Raw genomic sequence first — 15,826 nt, forward strand, 5'->3', positions numbered from 1 at the left:
CTCAGGCGCCGACCGGCGCCTGAGCCTCTTGCGGCTGGGCCTCCTGCAGCTTCGCCGTCGCGGAGGTCGGCTCCGGGGCCATCGGCTCCGGAGCCGACCTGGCGAAGCGCCGGGCCAGCACCGCGCAGACCATCAGCTGCATCTGGTGGAAGAGCATCAGCGGCAGCACCGCCAGGCTCGCCTGCGCCCCGAACAGCACGCTCGCCATGGGCAGCCCGGACGCCAGGCTCTTCTTCGACCCGGCGAAGACGATCGCGATCCGGTCCTCGCGGTCGAAGCCCAGCCGCCGGGAGCCGTGCCAGGTGAGCGTGAGCATCACCGCGAGCAGCACCGCCTCGACCGCCAGCAGCGCGCCCAGCCGCCCCAGCGTGACCTGGTGCCAGATGCCGCGGACCATGCCCTCGCTGAACGCGGCGTAGACGACCAGGAGGATCGAGCCGCGGTCGGCGTAGCCGAGGACCTTGCGGTGGCGGGCGACGAAGCCGCCGACCCAGGGGCGCAGCAGCTGCCCGGCGAGGAACGGCGCCAGCAGCTGCAGGGCGATCTTCAGCATCGAGTCCGCCGAGAATCCGCCGCCCCCGTTGCCCAGCAGCAGCGCGGCCAGCAGCGGGGTGATGACGATGCCGATCAGGCTGGAGAAGGAGCCCGCGCAGATGGCGGCCGGGACATTGCCCCGGGCGATCGAGGTGAAGGCGATCGAGGACTGGATGGTGGAGGGCACCAGGCACAGAAAGAGCAGCCCGGTGTAGAGCGGATGCGTCAGCACATACGGCACCAGGCCGCGGGCGGCCGTGCCCAGCACCGGGAAGATGACGAAGGTGCAGGCCAGCACGGTCAGATGGAGCCGCCAGTGGCGCATTCCGTCCAGCGCCTCGCGGGTGGAGAGGCGCGCGCCGTACAGGAAGAAGAGAAAGGCGATCGCGACGGTGGTCGTCCCGTCGGTGACGGTCGCGGCGCCGCCGTCGGCGGGCAGCAGCGCGGCGAGACCGACGGTGCCGATCAGGGCGAGGATGAACCAATCCAGAGGGAGCCAGGACGGGAGGGTGGTCGTACGGCGGTGCATGCGGCTCTCTTTCTGGACGGATGGCCTCCCCAGCATGCTCTTGATCACGGCTATCGGGAATCCCACTGACTGCTCTGACTGTCATCGCGAACCGCGATGGCCCCCGCCTACACTTGCGGTGTGTACGACCCGTCCCAGCTGCGCACGTTCCTCATGGTCGCCCAGACGCTGAGCTTCACCCAGGCCGGCCACCGCCTCGGGCTGCGCCAGTCCACCGTCAGCCAGCATGTGCGCAAGCTCGAGGACGAGGTCGGCCGGCCGCTGTTCACCCGCGACACCCACGGGGTGGAGCTGACCGAGGACGGCGAGGCGATGCTGGGCTTCGCCCGGACGATCCTGGAGGCGAACGAGCGGGCGGCGAGCTGGTTCCAGGGCACCCGGCTGCGCGGGCGGCTGCGCTTCGGCGCGTCGGAGGACTTCGTACTGTCCCGGCTCCCGGAGATCCTGGAGGGGTTCCGCCGCGACCACCCCGAGGTGGACCTGGAGCTGACCGTGGAGCTGTCGGGCACGCTGCATGAGCGGCTGGCGGCGGGAAAGCTGGATCTGGTGCTGGCCAAGCGGTCCGAGGAGCGGCCGGGGGGCCGCCTGGTATGGCGGGACAAGCTGGTGTGGATCGGCTCCGAGCGGCTGCGTCTTGACCCCGACCGCCCCCTGCCGCTGATCGTCTTCCCGCCGCCGGGCCTCACCCGGGCCCGCGCCCTGGAGGTGCTGGAGCGGCACGGCAGGCCCTGGCGGATCGTATGCACGAGCGGCAGCCTCAACGGGCTGGTCGCCGCGGCGCGCGCGGGCCTGGGCGTCATGGCGCATACCCGCGGCCTGATCCCGCCCGGCCTGACGCGCATCCCGGACCGGGCCGGGCTGCCCGAGCTCGGCCCGGTGGAGTTCGTACTGCTGCACGGGAGGCGGCAGCGGGACTCCGCGGCCCGGGCCGCGGCCGACCGGCTGGCCGCCGCGATCCTGGCCGGGCCCGTGCCCTGACCAGCGCACCAACCCGTGCGTGAGGCATTGACCCGGCGCCCCGATCTGTGCCCTGATGGGAGAGATTCGGTGGAGAAAGCCGTCACACATGAGCCGCACAACGGGCTCATAGCCCCAGATCAGATACGGTCACGGCGCTGTGCGGAGCGCTTCAAGGAGCTAGTCATTGCGCGAGTTCACCGTCCCCCCGTTGACGAGCCCGCCGCAGACCGGAGGCCTGGCGGATCCCGTGTTCGACCATGCGGACGCGGATCCGGACCGGGTGGCGCTGAGCCGCAAAACAGCGGACGGCGAGTGGCTCGATGTGTCCTCGGGCGAGTTCCGTGACCAGGTGATGGGGCTCGCCAAGGGGCTGCTGGCCCAGGGCGTGCGCTTCGGCGACCGCGTCGCCATCATGTCGCGTACCCGCTATGAGTGGACGCTGTTCGACTTCGCGCTGTGGTCCATCGGGGCGCAGAGCGTGCCGATGTATCCCACCTCCTCCGCCGAGCAGGTCTTCTGGATGCTGCATGACGCGGATGTCTCCGCCTGTGTCGTGGAGCACGAGGACCACGCCATGACGATCGGCTCGGTGATCGGGCGGCTGCCGATGCTGACCCGGCTGTGGCAGCTGGACGCGGGCGCGGTGGACGAGCTGACCGCGGCCGGGGCATCGTTGGACGACGACGTGGTGCACCGCCACCGCAAAGCGCTGCAGCCCGAGAACCCCGCGACCATCGTCTACACCTCGGGCACCACCGGCCGCCCCAAGGGCTGTGTCATCACCCACGCCAATCTGATGGCCGAGTGCGAGACCGTGGTCGCCCTGTACGAGGAGGTCTTCCACTCCAAGCGGGGCGACGAGGCCGCGACGCTGCTGTTTCTGCCGCTCGCGCATGTCTTCGGCCGGATGGTGGAGGTCGCCGCGATCCGCGGCCGGGTGAAACTGGCCCACCAGCCGAACCTGACCGCGGCCGCGCTGCTGCCCGATCTGCAGTCGTTCCGGCCGACGTTCTTCCTGGCCGTGCCGTACATCTTCGAGAAGGTCTTCGCGGCGGCCCGCAGAAAGGCCGAGGCGGAGGGCCGGCTGGGCCCGTTCGACAAGGCCGTGGACGTCGCGGTGCGGTACGCGGAGGCGCAGGAGGCCAAGGCCTTTGGCATCGGGCCCGGGCCCGGCGCCTCGCTGCGCATGCAGCACCAGTTCTTCGACAAGGTCGTCTACAGCAAGGTGCGGGCGGCGATGGGCGGCCGGGTCCGGCACGCCTTCTCGGGCGGTTCGGCCATGGAGCGCCGGCTCGGGCTGTTCTTCGCGGGCGCGGGCGTCACGATCTTCGAGGGGTACGGGCTCACCGAGACCACCGCGGCGGCCGTCGCCAACCCGCCCGACCGGACCCGCTTCGGCACGGTGGGCGTTCCGCTGCCGGGCACCGCCGTGTACATCGAGGACGACGGCGAGGTCCTGCTGTCGGGCGATCAGGTCTTCGAGGGCTATCTCAGCGATCCCAAGGCGACCGACGCGGTGCTGCGGGACGGCTGGCTGGCCACCGGCGACCTGGGCACCCTGGACGACGACGGCTATCTGACGATCACCGGGCGGAAGAAGGAGATCCTGGTGACCTCCAGCGGCAAGAGCGTGTCGCCGGTGGTCCTGGAGGAGCGGATCAGGGCGCATCCGCTGGTCGCCCAGTGCATTGTGGTCGGCAACGACCGGCCGTATGTGGCGGCGCTGATCACGCTGGACGCCGACGCCGTCGCGCACTGGCTGGCGATGCGCCGCCGGCCGGAACTGCCCGCGCAGGAGCTGGTCCGCGAGCCGGAGCTGGAGCTGGAGATCCGGCGGGCGGTGGTCGCGGCCAACACGCTGGTCTCCCAAGCCGAGTCGATTCGTACGTTCCGAATACTTGCAGCTCAGTTCTCGGAGGAGCATGGTCTCCTGACGCCTTCGCTGAAATTGAAGCGGAAGGCGATCGAGCAGGCGTATGCCGTCGAAATCGAGGCGCTCTACCAATCCTGAGCCGCAAAGGGGGCACGGAAATGATCGACATCATTCTCCCCGAACTTCCCGAGCGCGAGCTGGCACTGGTATCCGAGGAAATCTGCGGGCCTTCGGGCCATGTCCCACGGCGGCCCGCCGCGGCCGCCGCCCTGGCCGGGCGGGTCACGCTGGGCGGGCCGCTGTCCGTGCCGGTGACGACGGAACTCGTGGGCCGGGTTCCGGAGCTCAAGGCATTTGTGGAATCGGAGGCCAACAAGGCCGATGAGGCACACAGTGCGGCGTACCACTTGGTGCATCTTTCGGTCAGCTGCGCACAAGAAGCAGCCAGTCCTCAACTGCAAACGGTCAATCTCGATCTGACCCTCTCGGCCGAACCGGCCGGAAATCGCCGCGCCGCCTTCCAGCCGGTGGCCTGGTCCATGCTCCCGCTGCAGCTCAGCGGGGAGGCCCGGGCCACCGGTCCGGCCCACCTCGGCCCGCGGCTGGGGTTCGTCGGGCAGGACCGAGCCGCGCGGGGCGCACGGGTCTGTCTGGAGGCACGGCGCGAGCTCAGGTCCGACCCGGGCTGGGAGATCCGCCGCACCCCCACGGCCGGCATCGGCGGCACCTACCGGCTGGCCATGGTGGTGCGGGCGCCGCGCGCCACGGTCAGCCATGCCGCCGTCGAGGTGGGCGCGACGGTGCGCGAAGGGCATATGCGGCGGCGATTCCGGGCGGAGCTCCCCGAACCGCTGCTGCTCGCCGCGGGGTGAGGACCGCGCGTTCCGGTCCACGGCGGCCAAAGCGGTCGCCGTGAGCCGGACCGCCGACGGCCCGGGGGTGTGGTGCGGGGGCGTGCCGGGAAGCAACGTACGGAGCGGCCCGAACGGGAATACGACACTCCCCTTAACCGTTCTCTCTGACGTTGTACGTACCCGCATTCGACGTAAGGATCGACCGCTCGTGAGCAAGGTCCCCTTCATATCCCTCAGCAACGGCGTCCAGATGCCCCAGCTCGGCTTCGGCGTCTGGCAGGTCCCGGACGACGAGGCGGCTGTCGCGGTCCGTACGGCGCTCGACGCCGGCTACCGCAGCATCGACACCGCCGCGATCTACGGCAACGAGGAGGGCACGGGAAGGGCCATCGCCGCGTCGGGCATCCCGCGCGACGAGCTGTTCGTGACCACCAAGCTCTGGAACGCCGAGCAGGGCTATGACTCCGCCCTGCGCGCCTTCGACACCTCGCTGTCCAAGCTCGGCCTCGATTACGTGGACCTGTATCTGATCCACTGGCCGGTGCCGGGGGTCGACAAGTACGTGGACACGTGGAAGGCGTTCGAGAAGATCGCCGCCGAGGGCCGCGCCAAGGCCATCGGCCTCTCGAACTTCCACCCCGCCCATATCCAGCGACTGCTCTCGGAGACCGAGATCGCCCCGGTCATCGACCAGGTCGAGCTGCACCCGCAGTTCCAGCAGTCGGAGCTGCGCGCCTTCAACGCCCGGCACAACATCGTGACCGAGGCCTGGTCCCCGCTCGGCCAGGGCAAGGGCCTGCTGGAGGACGACCGGCTGGGGGCCATCGCCGAGAAGCACGGCAAGTCCCCCGCCCAGGTGGTGCTGCGCTGGCACCTGGACCTGGGCAATGTGGTGATCCCCAAGTCGGTCACGCCGTCCCGCATCGCGGAGAACATCGACGTGTTCGACTTCGAGCTGGACGCCCAGGACCTCGCGACGATCAACGCGATGGACGCCGGCAACCGCCTCGGCCCGGACCCGGACACCTTCAACCTGGTGTGATGCCGAGCCCTGCCCGGCCCTTCGAGTGCCCCCGCCCTGCCCGCAGAGCGGGGGCACTCGCGTAACCGCTGGATCGCGCAACCGCTGGATCGGCGGCGGCTGTTCGGGTGGCGTCCTCGCGCCCCGGCCGTCAACAACTGGGCGCCGGGCCGCCTCCGGCGACGGGCTTGGGAGCGGGCCCACGGGCGGTCGTGCCGGGTGTTGCCGCCGGCCGCAACCGGGGAGAGCGGGCAGGTGGGCGGCGTGTGTCGGGGCGGCTTACGTTGGCGCAAGCCCCCACGACACGAGGAGACACCCGATGCTCCGCAGACACACACCTGCCCTCACCGCTGGTTGTGCCATCGCCATCGCCGCTCTCTCCCTGACCGCCATACCCGCCCTGGCGACATCCGCCGCGGCGGCGCCCGGCCCCACCGCCGGGGCCCCCGCCGAGCTCCCCGCCGAGATGCTGGACGCGATGCGGCGCGACCTCGGCCTCACGGCCGACGAGGCGAGGGCCCGGATCAGCAACGAGTACCGGGCCGGTACGGCCACCCCCGCCCTCCGCAGGAGTCTGGGGACCGCGTTCGGCGGAGCGTGGGTGACCGGCAAGACCGCCGAGCTCACCGTCGCCACGACCGACCAGGGCCGGCACGGCATGATCACCGCCGCCGGCGCCAAGCCCGTGACGGTCAACCACAGCCTCGACGACCTCACCGCCGCGAAGGGCACCCTGGACCGCGCCGCCGAGCACGGCGCGCCGTCGGCCGCGGCCGCCGCCGTCTGGTACGTGGATGTGAAGAGCAACAGCGTGGTGGTGCAGTCGGCCGACCCCGACCAGGCCTCGGCCTTCGTCACCGCCAGCGGCGTGGACCGCGGCATGGTCCGGATCGTGGAGTCCGCCGAGCAGCCGAAGCCGCTGGACGATGTACGCGGCGGCGAGGCGTACTACATCAACGGCACCGCGCGCTGCTCGATCGGGTTCTCGGTGGCGAAGGGCTCCCAGGGCGGCTTTGTCACCGCGGGCCACTGCGGCGAGGCGGGCGCCACCACCACCGGCGTCAACAAGGCCGCCCAGGGCACCTTCCAGGCGTCGCGCTTCCCCGGCAACGACTACGCCTGGGTGGCGGTCAACAGCACCTGGACGCCCAAGCCCGTGGTGCTCGGCCCCGGCGGCTCCGTCGTCACGGTCGCCGGCTCCCAGGAGGCGCCGGTGGGCTCCTCGGTCTGCCGCTCCGGCTCGACGACCGGCTGGCACTGCGGCACGGTCGAACAGCTCGACACCAGTGTGCGGTACTCCGAGGGCATGGTCAGCGGGCTGTCCCGGACGACCGTATGCGCCGAGCCCGGCGACTCCGGCGGCTCGTACATCTCCGGCAGCCAGGCCCAGGGCGTCACCTCGGGCGGCTCCGGCGACTGCACGGCCGGCGGCACCACGTACTTCCAGCCGGTGAACCCGATCCTCGAGGCGTACGGCCTCACCCTCACCACCGGCTGAGGGACCTGACGCGCCGTGGGCAGGCCCCGGCCACCGGGGCCTGCCCACGGCCGGCTCACCGGGCCCTTGTCACCGAGCCCACGTCACCGGGCCCTTGTCACCGAGCCCACGTCACCGGGTCCTTGTCACCGAGCCCACGTCACCGGGTCCTTGTCACCGGGACCTGATCACCGCGGCTTGACCGCCGCGTGGACGGTCTGCGCGCTCAGCCAGAACACATCCGGCCGGCGCAGCACGCCCGCCTCGTCGTCCGGGTCGAGCAGCCGGCCGATCGTGGCGCGGTCCGTTGCGTCGAGGCGGTCGGTCAGATGGTCGGACAAACGGGTCAGGTCGGCGTGCAGCAGACGGCGGGCCGGGGCGTCGAGCGGTGCGGGCAGGTCGGTCAGGAAGCTGCGGCTGCGGGCCCCGGTCAGCCCGGCCGCCGCGAGCATGGCCGGCCAGTCCTCGGTCGTCTCCTTGGCGTCGGGCAGCCCGGTCCGCATCTCGGCGAACCCCTCCTCCTGCAGCGCGTCGAGCCGGGTCAGCAGGCCGGGGCGGCCGATGCCGATGTCGCGGGGCAGCGCGCGCAGCGACAGCCCGCCCTCGGCCACGGCCAGCACCCCGCCGGGGCGCAGCGCGGCGGCGAGCCGGTCGAGGGCGCCCTGCTGGTCCCCCAGGTGGTGCACCGCCTTGCTGGACCAGATCAGCTCCGCCTCCCCCACCTCAGCCAGCCCCTCGGGCAGTTCGGCCAGGTGGGTCCGTACGCGGTCGGCGACCCCGAGCCGCGCGGCGCGGTCGCGGGCCCGCGCCAGCAGCTCCGGGCTGCCGTCCACGGCCACCACCTCGGCCTCGGGGAAGGCGCGGGCGAACACGCACGCGGCGCCGCCGGGCCCGCTGCCGATGTCGAGCGCGCGCTGTACGTGTCCCCCTTCGAGCCCGAGGAGCCCGCGCAGCCACTCGGCGGTCTGCTCGACGGCGGGGGTGTGAACATCCGCGCTCAGTTCGAGGAGTTCCCCGAAGGCGGCCCAGTCCGGGTGCGCGTCATCGGCATGGGCGGGGCCGCCGTGGGTGTGGGAATGGGTAGGTGAATGGGTGTGGTCGGTGTGGGTGTGCTGGTGTCCGCTCATGCCGCAGAGCCTGCTCCCGCCCCGCCGGATCGACAAACATTGTTGCCGATTCGGCAAGGCGGGCCGCCACCTGCCCCGGGGCGGAATCAGCCCCCCGTGACTCCGGTGGGGGTGAAGGTGATGGGCAGCGACTCCAGATAGCGGTACCAGACGGAGTCCATCCACCTCAGCTCCTCGGGGGCCACCGCGAGCTCCAGGTCCGGAACGCGGTCCAGCAACACCTCGATCGTCGTCTCCGCGATGATCCTGGCCATCTCGGGGCCGCCCACCGGGCATCCGTAGTCGCCGGCGCTGAAGGCGACATGGGAGTGGTTCCCGGCGTGGCCGACGTGGCCGTCGGGCCACAGCAGCGGGTCGGCGTTGGCGGCGGCCAGGCCGAGGACGACGAGGTCGCCGGTGCGGATGCGCTGACCGCCGAGGACCGTGTCACGGGTGGCGTACCGCCCGATCAGGTTCTGGAGCGGGGCGTCCACCCACAGCACCTCGTTCATGGCCTCGCCGATGCTGCGGCGGTTGCCCGTGAGGGTCGTGGCGAAGCGCTCGTCGGTGAGCAGCAGCCGGAGGGTGTTGCCGATCCAGTACGAGGTGAGCGGCAGCGCCGCGCCCATCAGCATCATCACGTCCGCGATGTGCTGCTCCTCGGTGAGGTTCGGGGTGCTCTGGATGAACCGCGAGGTGAGGTCGGGGCCCGGCGCCTCGCGCTTGGCCTTGACCAGCCCCGCCACATACGCGGCGGCCCGCTGCTGAGCGGCCATGGCGTCCTCGCCGGAGACGAACGAGGAGGTCAGCCCCTCCGCCAGGACCGCCAGTCCGTCCTCGTCCTCGGCCAGGCCGAACACCTCGCCCATGACGAGGGTGGGCACCGAGTAGATGTAGTCGTACACCAGATCCGCCCGGCCGGTCACGGCGAACTTGTCGATCAGCTGATCGGCGAAGCGCTCGCAGTGCCCGCGCAGCACGAACGGGTCGAGGGCGGACAGGACCTCGCTGACGGCCGATGCGCGCCGCAGATGCTCCTCCCCCTCCGTGAAGGGCATCATCGGGGTGTACCGCACCCATGGCATGAGGGACCAGTCCGGCGGCACGCTGTCCCAGCCGTTCCAGCGGCGCGGGTCGCGGCCGTAGGTCTCGACGTCGTTCAGCACTTGGCGGGTCTCGCGGTAGCCGACGACGAACCAGACGGGGACGTCGCCTTCGAGCAGGACGCGGGTGACCTGCCCCTCGCGTCGTATCCGCCGGTACGTCTCGGCCGGCTCCCGCCGGAAGTCCGGCCCGTACAGCCGTGCGGCGTGGGCGGGGCAGCCCGGGGGCGGGGTATCCGGTGCGCTGCGCGGGGGTTGAGGGGCCTGAGTGTCCTGCGGGGCCTGCGGGTCCTGGGGGTTCGTCACTGCGTCGTCTTCCTCGGAGCGGCGTATCTGGGGGGCTGCCGGGAGGCTAACGAAGTGATCAGAGCAGGCCAACATCCTTATCAAAAAGCGGGGTTCTAGGACACACCCTGTCCTCGGGCGATGTCCTCGATGCGGTGGGCGAGCCGGAAGTCGAGCTCGGTCACCTTGCCGCCGACACTGTGCGTGTTCACCGAGACGCCGACCTTGTTGTAGCCGAGCGTGAGGTCGGAGTGGTGCCCCAGCTCCTCCTGCGCCTCGGCGACCTCGGCCACCAGACGGGCCGCGGCCGGATGTCCGGGGAAGGAGTATCCGCGCACCAGCCGGTCGTCCCGCAGCGACCAGCCGGGAAGGTCCTCCAGACCCCGCTCGATCTCCTCGTTCGACAGCGGCTGGACTGCCATGGGGCGCCCCTTTCGTCGCGACTGCCCCCACCTTCCCACGCACCGTGCGGGCCACACGCGAGGCGCAGACGCGTGTTCGGTTACCGTCGGGGCATGACGAGTGCCGTGATTGCCCCGGGGGTGGGCGCACTGCTGCGCGAATGGCGGGACCGGCGGCGGATCAGCCAGCTCGAGCTCGCACTGCGCGCCGACTCCTCCGCCCGCCACATCAGCTTCATCGAGACCGGACGGGCCAGGCCCAGCCAGGAGATGGTGCTGCGCCTCGCGGAACACCTCGACGTACCCGTACGGGAGCGCAACGCCCTGCTGATCGCGGCCGGTTACGCTCCGCACTACCCGGAGACCTCTGTGGACGACCCGTCGATGGGCCCGCTGCGCGAGGGGCTGGAGCGGCTGCTGACGGGCTACGACCCGTACCCGGCCATCGTCGTCGACGGCATGTACCAGGTGGTGGCCGCGAACCAGGGGATGGCGATGCTGCTCGAGGGGGTCGCGGACCACCTCCTGCGGCCGCCGATGAACGCGATGCGCATCACCTTGCACCCGGACGGCCTGGCCCCGCGCATCCTCAATCTGCGCGAGTGGCGGGGCCATCTGCTGGAGCAGATGGAGCGGCATCTGGCGCTGATGCGGTCCTCGCCGCTGCGCAAGCTGTACGACGAGGTCAGCGCCTATCCGCTGGGCTCGGGGGGCCAGGAGCGGGCGGCCACGGGCGGCGACCACGCGCCGTTCGCGCTGCCGATGGTGATCGAGCACGCCGGACATGTGCTGTCCTTCGTGTCCACGATCGCGACCTTCAACACCCCCATGGACGTCACCGTCTCCGAGCTGGCGATCGAGACCCTTCTCCCGGCCGACCCGGAGACGGCGCAGACCCTGCGGCGGCTGATGCCGTAGGCGCTCAGGCCGTAGGCGCTCATGCCGTAGGCGCCGCCGGGATACGGTCCAGGAAGCCGAGGACGGAGCGGATCCGGCCGTCCTCGGCCAGGGTGATCACATCGAACCCGGCGACCGGCGCCGAGCCGTCGGCCGTCGAGACCAGCTCCCAGGTGAAGCGGGCGGTGTCGTGGTGGCCGTCGACGGTCCCGGTGTGCTGGAAGACAAAGCCGGGGAACTGCTCCTGGGCCCCGGCGACGACCGCCGCCAGCTGGTCGTGGCCGCTGACGGCGGCGAGCGGGTCGGTGTAGCTGCCGTCCTCGGTCCAGGCGGCGGCGACGGCCTTGGAGCGGGCCTCGGCGTCGGTCGCGTTCCACGCCTCGAAGTAGCGGGCGATGGCGGTCTCGTACTGGGTCTGCGCGGTCATGGCAGGGCTCTCCTCATGATGAAAAGTGCTGGTGAGGCCGGGTTCCGAGCCGGAGTGCGCCGGCCCGGAACCCGATGCCCCAACCATGCCGCCGACGGCTCGCCCGGTCGATTACCCGCCAGGTAATGGCGATGGCCTGGCGCTGAGCGGCCCAGCTCAGGACAGCTTCGACCAGGCCTTCTCGACCAGGGCCGCGACCTTCTCGGGCTGGTTGGCCATACCGCTGCCGACCGGGCGGATCTGGACGGTGAGCCCGTCGCCGGTGCGCTGGCAGTAGGTGACGTGCACGGACTCCTTCCTGGGCTCGGAACCGGCCGCGGTGGGCTCGTTGTAGAGCACGCAGGACACGTCGCCGATCGTCTTGAGCTCGTCCTGTGGCTTTTCCAGACCGAGTCGTTTCGGGTCCTGGTCGGGGACGTACGGCTTCGGGGACCGGCTGCGGACCGCGACAAGCGTGGCGGTCGTCAGGACGCCGTCGTCGGCGTACCGCTTCACCACGGCGGCGGCACCGCCGTACGCCTCGGACAGCCGCTCGCCGCTCCTGCGGTCCTCCTCGGCGATGCCGTCCGCCATCTCCTTGGCCTTGGGGACGCCTGCCGCGCGCTGGAGGTCGGCGAAGGATCTGAGCCCGTCGAGCTTCGCCGGAGCGCTGAGCTCGGCCCCGCCGCCCCCGCCGCCGAAGCCCCCGCCGCCGTCGCCGTCGTCGTCGTCCGAGAGCATGACGGGTATGCCGACCGCGGCGAGGCCGACCACGAGGCCGATCGCGCCGGTGACCAACGGGTGGCGCAGCGAGATCCGGCCCTGCCGCGGGGGCGCGGCCGGATGCGCGGCGGGGTGCTGTCCGGGCTGAGGTGGGATGCCAGCGGGCTGGGGCGGGACGCCCGCGGGCTGAGGGGGCGTCGGAGGGTGCTGCTCGGTCATGTCGGCCTCACGTCGTTACATGTCGTCACAGAAGCGTTGGCGCATCATTCTCGCCCAACAGGCCCCTGAATGGCCCGAGTAGACACTGTCTACCTCACCTGGTAGACAGTGTCTATGAACGAGCACGACACGGGGCTGCGGTCCCGTTTGATCGAGGTCGGCGTGGATCTGGTGACCAGGGAGGGGATGCAGTCCCTGTCCCTGCGGGAGATCGCCCGCCGGGCCGGGGTCTCCCACGGAGCCCCGCGCCGCTACTTCCCCACCCACCTGGCGCTGCTGTCCGCGATCGCGCGCCAGGGCTTCGCCGAGCTGGCCGCCGGGGTCGCCGAGGCGGTCGGGGACGGACGGGTGGAGCCGCGCGCCCAACTGATGGCGCTGGGGCGGGTCTACCTCGACTTCGCCCTGACCAACCGCGGCATGTTCGAGCTGATGTTCCGCCATGACCTGCTGGAGAGCGACCACCTCGGGCTGCGCGAGACCAGCCTGCCGCTCTTCGAGGTGCTGGTCGATCTGGTCGCCCGGGCACGGCCCGCGGTCGATGCCCCGCCCCAGATCGTCGCGGGCGCGCTGTGGGCCAATCTGCACGGCATCGCCCAGCTGTGGGGGTGGGGCAGCCTCCAGCTCGCGACGGGCACCGACGACGTCGAACCGCTGCTGCGCGCCGCGCTGGAGGCGCATCTCGGACCGGAGCGGCGATGAAGCCCTCGTACCAGCGGATGCTCACGCTTGTCGCAAGCGTCGGCGGGGCCGCGATCGTCGCCCTGGACGGCACCGTGCTGACCATCGCGCAGCCCGATATGCGGCGGGATCTGCACGCCTCGTTCGCCGCGGTGCAGTGGACCAGCACCGGCTATCTCATCGCGGTGGCGGGCCTGTTGGTGTTCGCCGGCCGCCTGGGTGACCGCTACGGCCATCAGCGGCTGTTCGCCCTCGGCACCCTGGGCTTCGCCGCCGCGTCGGCGGGCATCGGGCTGGCGCCCGGGGTGGGTTGGGTGATCGGTCTGCGCGTCGTCCAAGGGGTGTTCGGCGCGCTGCTGCAACCGGCCACGCTCGGGATGCTGCGGGCCGCGTACCCGCCGGACCGGATCGGTATGCCCATCGCGCTGCGCACCAGCGCCATCGGGCTGGCGGCCGCGACCGGTCCGCTGATCGGCGGGGCGCTGACGGACCAGCTGGGCTGGCGCTCCGTCTTCTTCCTCACCGTGGCGCCCGCGCTGCTGATCGGTGTCCTGGCGCTCCTCGTCCGGATCCCGGAGCCCAAGCGGACCGCCGACCTCCCGCTCGATCTGCCCGGCGCCCTCCTCCTCGCGCTGACCCTGGCATCCGTGGTGTACACGCTCGTCGCGCTGCCGGACAGGGGCTGGACTGCGGCGACCGCGCTCGGAGTCCTCGCCGCGGCAGCGGCGGGCGGTGCGTTCGCCCGGCATACGCGGCGCACCGCGCACCCCCTGCTGCCGCCGGGCCTGCTGCGCTCGGCGGCCGTCGCCCCGGCGCTCGGCGTCCTGGTGGCGGCGTCGGCCGCGGTGTTCGGGGCACTGTTCCTCGGCACGTACTTCCTCCAGGACGTGCTCGCGCTCGACCCGCTGCAGAGCGGGCTGAGGGCGCTGCCGCTGCCCGCGATGATGGTGCTGGGCGCGCCCGTCTGCGCCGTACTGCTGCGCCGGTACGGACCCCGGCGGACGGCCGTGGCGGGGACGGCGCTGCTCGCCCTCGGCGTGCTGCTGTTCTCCCGGCTCGACGAGGAGTCCACGGCCGTGGCGATCGGCGGCTGCTTCCTTGCGATCGGCGCCGGGTTCGGCGCGGTGATGGTCACCGCGACGGCCGTGATCGTGCGCCATGCGCAGGTGGACCACGCCGGGGTGGCCGGCGGGCTTCAGCAGACCGCCCTGAACGTCGGCCCGGCGCTTGGCGTCGCCGCGGCGACCATGCTGATGGCCCTCACCACGGCGGCCACCACGCTGGTGGTCCTGGCGGCCGTCGCCGCGGCCGGGGTGCCGCTGGCCGCCGCGCTTCCCGGGCCAGGCGACGGGTCAGTCGGCGGGTCGGGCGACGGGTCACGCGGCCGGGCGCGCGCCGTCCGCGGGAACCGTCTCCGCAGCGGTGCCGGCCCGGGTGGCGGCGCGGCGGGCGGCCATCAGGATGTAGACCAGCACACCGGCGAAGAGGAAGAGCGTGCCCTGGTACACGGCGGCGTATCCGGCGCCCGCGACCAGCCAGAAGGAGAAGCCGAAGCCGAGCAGCGCGAGGACCAGGTCCCGGACGAAGCGGCCGGCGCGCACCTCGTCCCGGCGCCCCGACAGCAGGAAGTGGACCTGGGCGCCGGCGGCCAGCAGATACGGGACGGTCGCCGAGAAGGTGGTGATCAGGACCAGGGACTCGAAGACCCCGCCCGAGCCTGAGGTGTAGTTCAGAACGGTGAGCAGCGAGGCGAGGACGGTGCCGACGAGCACGCCGAAGGTCGGCACACCGCGCCGCTTGGCGGCGAACGCGGCGGGGAAGAGCCCGTCGCGGGCGGCCGCGTACGGTGCCTGGGCGCTCATCAGGATCCAGCCGTTGAGCGCGCCGACGATGGACACCACGGCGGCCAGCGCGATGAGGGTGCCGCCCCAGGAGCCGCCGAACATGGCGTTCACGGCGTCGGAGAAGGGCGCCGTGGAGTTCACCAGGTCCCGGTGGGCGACGGTGCCGAAGACCGACAGGGTGCCGACGAGATAGACCACGGCGGCGCCAACAGTGCCCAGCACACTGGCCCGCCCGACGTTGCGCTCCGGGTCGCGCACCTCGCCCGCGCTCATCGACGCCGATTCGACGCCCACATAGCTGTAGAGCAGGATCGCGGCCGCCGCCGACAGGCCGCCGACCGCGCTGCCGCCGCCGGAGTGGAACGGGCCGAGGTTGTCCGGGTCGAAGAAGAAGAGCCCGGCGACGGCGACGAAGAGCAGCGGCACGAACTTGAGCACCGTGGAGACGATCTGCACCGCGCCGACCCATCGCGTGCCCGCAAGGTTCGCGAGCGCGGGCAGCCACAGCGCGAGCAGCGCCACGGCCAGGTCGACACCCTTGGACTCATGGCCGGGGGCGAGCACATGGACATAGCCGACGGCCGCCACGGCAAGCGCCGCGTTGCTGACCCAGGTCATGGTCCAGTACGACCAGGCGGACAGGAATCCCGCGAAGTCGCCGAACGCCGCGCGCGCGTAGACGTACGGCCCACCGGTGCGCGGATCGCGCTCCGCCAGCCGCCCGAAGACCAGCGCGAGCGCGACCGCGCCGACGGTCAGGACGACGAAGGCGAGCAGACTGACGGTGCCGTACGGGGCGACGGAGGCGGGCAGCAGAAAGATGCCGCCACCGATGATGTTGCCCATGACGAGCGCGGTCGCCGTGGGCAGGCCGAAGCGGCGGGCGTGGTGCGGGTCATGCATTCCGCCATGGTCG

At 71.8% G+C, this 15,826-nt stretch carries 14 protein-coding genes and 1 pseudogene; 8 read left to right on the top strand and 7 right to left on the bottom strand.

Annotation, left to right across the window (positions count from 1 at the left end; all coding sequences use genetic code 11):
- Position 1: 1 nt before the first annotated feature.
- Positions 2 to 1,063: a bile acid:sodium symporter family protein gene (locus tag ACWDSL_RS15260; RefSeq protein ID WP_450485441.1), complete on the bottom strand. Its 1,062-nt coding sequence runs from the start codon at positions 1,061 to 1,063 to the stop codon at positions 2 to 4.
- Positions 1,064 to 1,183: 120 nt separating this feature from the next.
- Here ACWDSL_RS15260 and ACWDSL_RS15265 point away from each other — a divergent pair, with 120 nt between their 5' ends.
- From ACWDSL_RS15265 to ACWDSL_RS15285, 5 genes are all read left to right on the top strand, one after another.
- Complete coding sequence (locus ACWDSL_RS15265) at positions 1,184 to 2,041, top strand: LysR family transcriptional regulator (RefSeq protein WP_450485443.1); 858 nt, start codon at positions 1,184 to 1,186, stop codon at positions 2,039 to 2,041.
- A 166-nt stretch (positions 2,042 to 2,207) separates the two neighbouring features.
- Positions 2,208 to 4,034 carry an AMP-dependent synthetase/ligase gene (locus tag ACWDSL_RS15270; protein ID WP_450485445.1) on the top strand — a complete coding sequence of 609 codons (1,827 nt, stop codon included), beginning with the start codon at positions 2,208 to 2,210 and terminating at the stop codon, positions 4,032 to 4,034.
- 20 nt (positions 4,035 to 4,054) lie between these two features.
- A complete protein-coding gene (locus ACWDSL_RS15275) occupies positions 4,055 to 4,768 on the top strand; it encodes a hypothetical protein (protein WP_450485447.1) in 714 nt (237 codons plus the stop codon).
- 190 nt (positions 4,769 to 4,958) lie between these two features.
- Positions 4,959 to 5,792 carry an aldo/keto reductase gene (locus ACWDSL_RS15280; RefSeq protein ID WP_450485449.1) on the top strand — a complete coding sequence of 278 codons (834 nt, stop codon included), beginning with the start codon at positions 4,959 to 4,961 and terminating at the stop codon, positions 5,790 to 5,792.
- Between the two features lie 298 nt (positions 5,793 to 6,090).
- A complete protein-coding gene (locus tag ACWDSL_RS15285; protein WP_450485451.1) occupies positions 6,091 to 7,269 on the top strand; it encodes a S1 family peptidase in 1,179 nt (392 codons plus the stop codon).
- A 167-nt stretch (positions 7,270 to 7,436) separates the two neighbouring features.
- Here the strand turns inward: ACWDSL_RS15285 and ACWDSL_RS15290 are convergent, their stop codons facing one another.
- The 3 genes from ACWDSL_RS15290 to ACWDSL_RS15300 form a co-directional block, all read right to left on the bottom strand.
- A complete protein-coding gene (locus ACWDSL_RS15290; protein WP_450485453.1) occupies positions 7,437 to 8,375 on the bottom strand; it encodes a class I SAM-dependent methyltransferase in 939 nt (312 codons plus the stop codon).
- 86 nt (positions 8,376 to 8,461) lie between these two features.
- Positions 8,462 to 9,763, bottom strand: a complete 1,302-nt coding sequence (locus ACWDSL_RS15295; RefSeq protein WP_450485455.1) for a cytochrome P450 — start codon at positions 9,761 to 9,763, stop codon at positions 8,462 to 8,464.
- Between the two features lie 95 nt (positions 9,764 to 9,858).
- Entirely contained in the window at positions 9,859 to 10,164 is a 306-nt protein-coding gene (locus ACWDSL_RS15300) for a 4a-hydroxytetrahydrobiopterin dehydratase (protein WP_450485457.1), read from the bottom strand.
- 93 nt (positions 10,165 to 10,257) lie between these two features.
- On the opposite strand from ACWDSL_RS15300, the gene ACWDSL_RS15305 reads away from it, so the two are divergent.
- Positions 10,258 to 11,061, top strand: coding sequence for a helix-turn-helix domain-containing protein (locus ACWDSL_RS15305; protein WP_450485459.1), 804 nt, complete (start codon positions 10,258 to 10,260; stop codon positions 11,059 to 11,061).
- Positions 11,062 to 11,080: 19 nt separating this feature from the next.
- Here ACWDSL_RS15305 and ACWDSL_RS15310 read toward each other — a convergent pair whose 3' ends face one another.
- Positions 11,081 to 11,467 (bottom strand): nuclear transport factor 2 family protein, encoded by a 387-nt coding sequence (locus tag ACWDSL_RS15310; protein ID WP_450485461.1) that lies wholly within the window; start codon positions 11,465 to 11,467, stop codon positions 11,081 to 11,083.
- Between the two features lie 156 nt (positions 11,468 to 11,623).
- Positions 11,624 to 12,388 carry a hypothetical protein gene (locus ACWDSL_RS15315; protein ID WP_450485463.1) on the bottom strand — a complete coding sequence of 255 codons (765 nt, stop codon included), beginning with the start codon at positions 12,386 to 12,388 and terminating at the stop codon, positions 11,624 to 11,626.
- Positions 12,389 to 12,502: 114 nt separating this feature from the next.
- Between ACWDSL_RS15315 and ACWDSL_RS15320 the strand changes: the two genes are divergently transcribed.
- Together ACWDSL_RS15320 and ACWDSL_RS15325 are read left to right on the top strand one after the other, a co-directional pair.
- Positions 12,503 to 13,087: a TetR/AcrR family transcriptional regulator gene (locus ACWDSL_RS15320; RefSeq protein WP_450485465.1), complete on the top strand. Its 585-nt coding sequence runs from the start codon at positions 12,503 to 12,505 to the stop codon at positions 13,085 to 13,087.
- Positions 13,084 to 14,409, top strand: a pseudogene (locus tag ACWDSL_RS15325) (MFS transporter); the annotation flags it as partial. The gene ACWDSL_RS15320 and the pseudogene ACWDSL_RS15325, both read left to right, overlap by 4 nt.
- A gap of 33 nt (positions 14,410 to 14,442) precedes the next feature.
- Here the strand turns inward: ACWDSL_RS15325 and ACWDSL_RS15330 are convergent.
- Complete coding sequence (locus ACWDSL_RS15330) at positions 14,443 to 15,813, bottom strand: amino acid permease (RefSeq protein WP_450485467.1); 1,371 nt, start codon at positions 15,811 to 15,813, stop codon at positions 14,443 to 14,445.
- Between the last annotated feature and the right edge of the window lie 13 nt (positions 15,814 to 15,826).

The sequence above is a fragment of the Streptomyces sp. NPDC000941 genome (genome assembly GCF_053599555.1).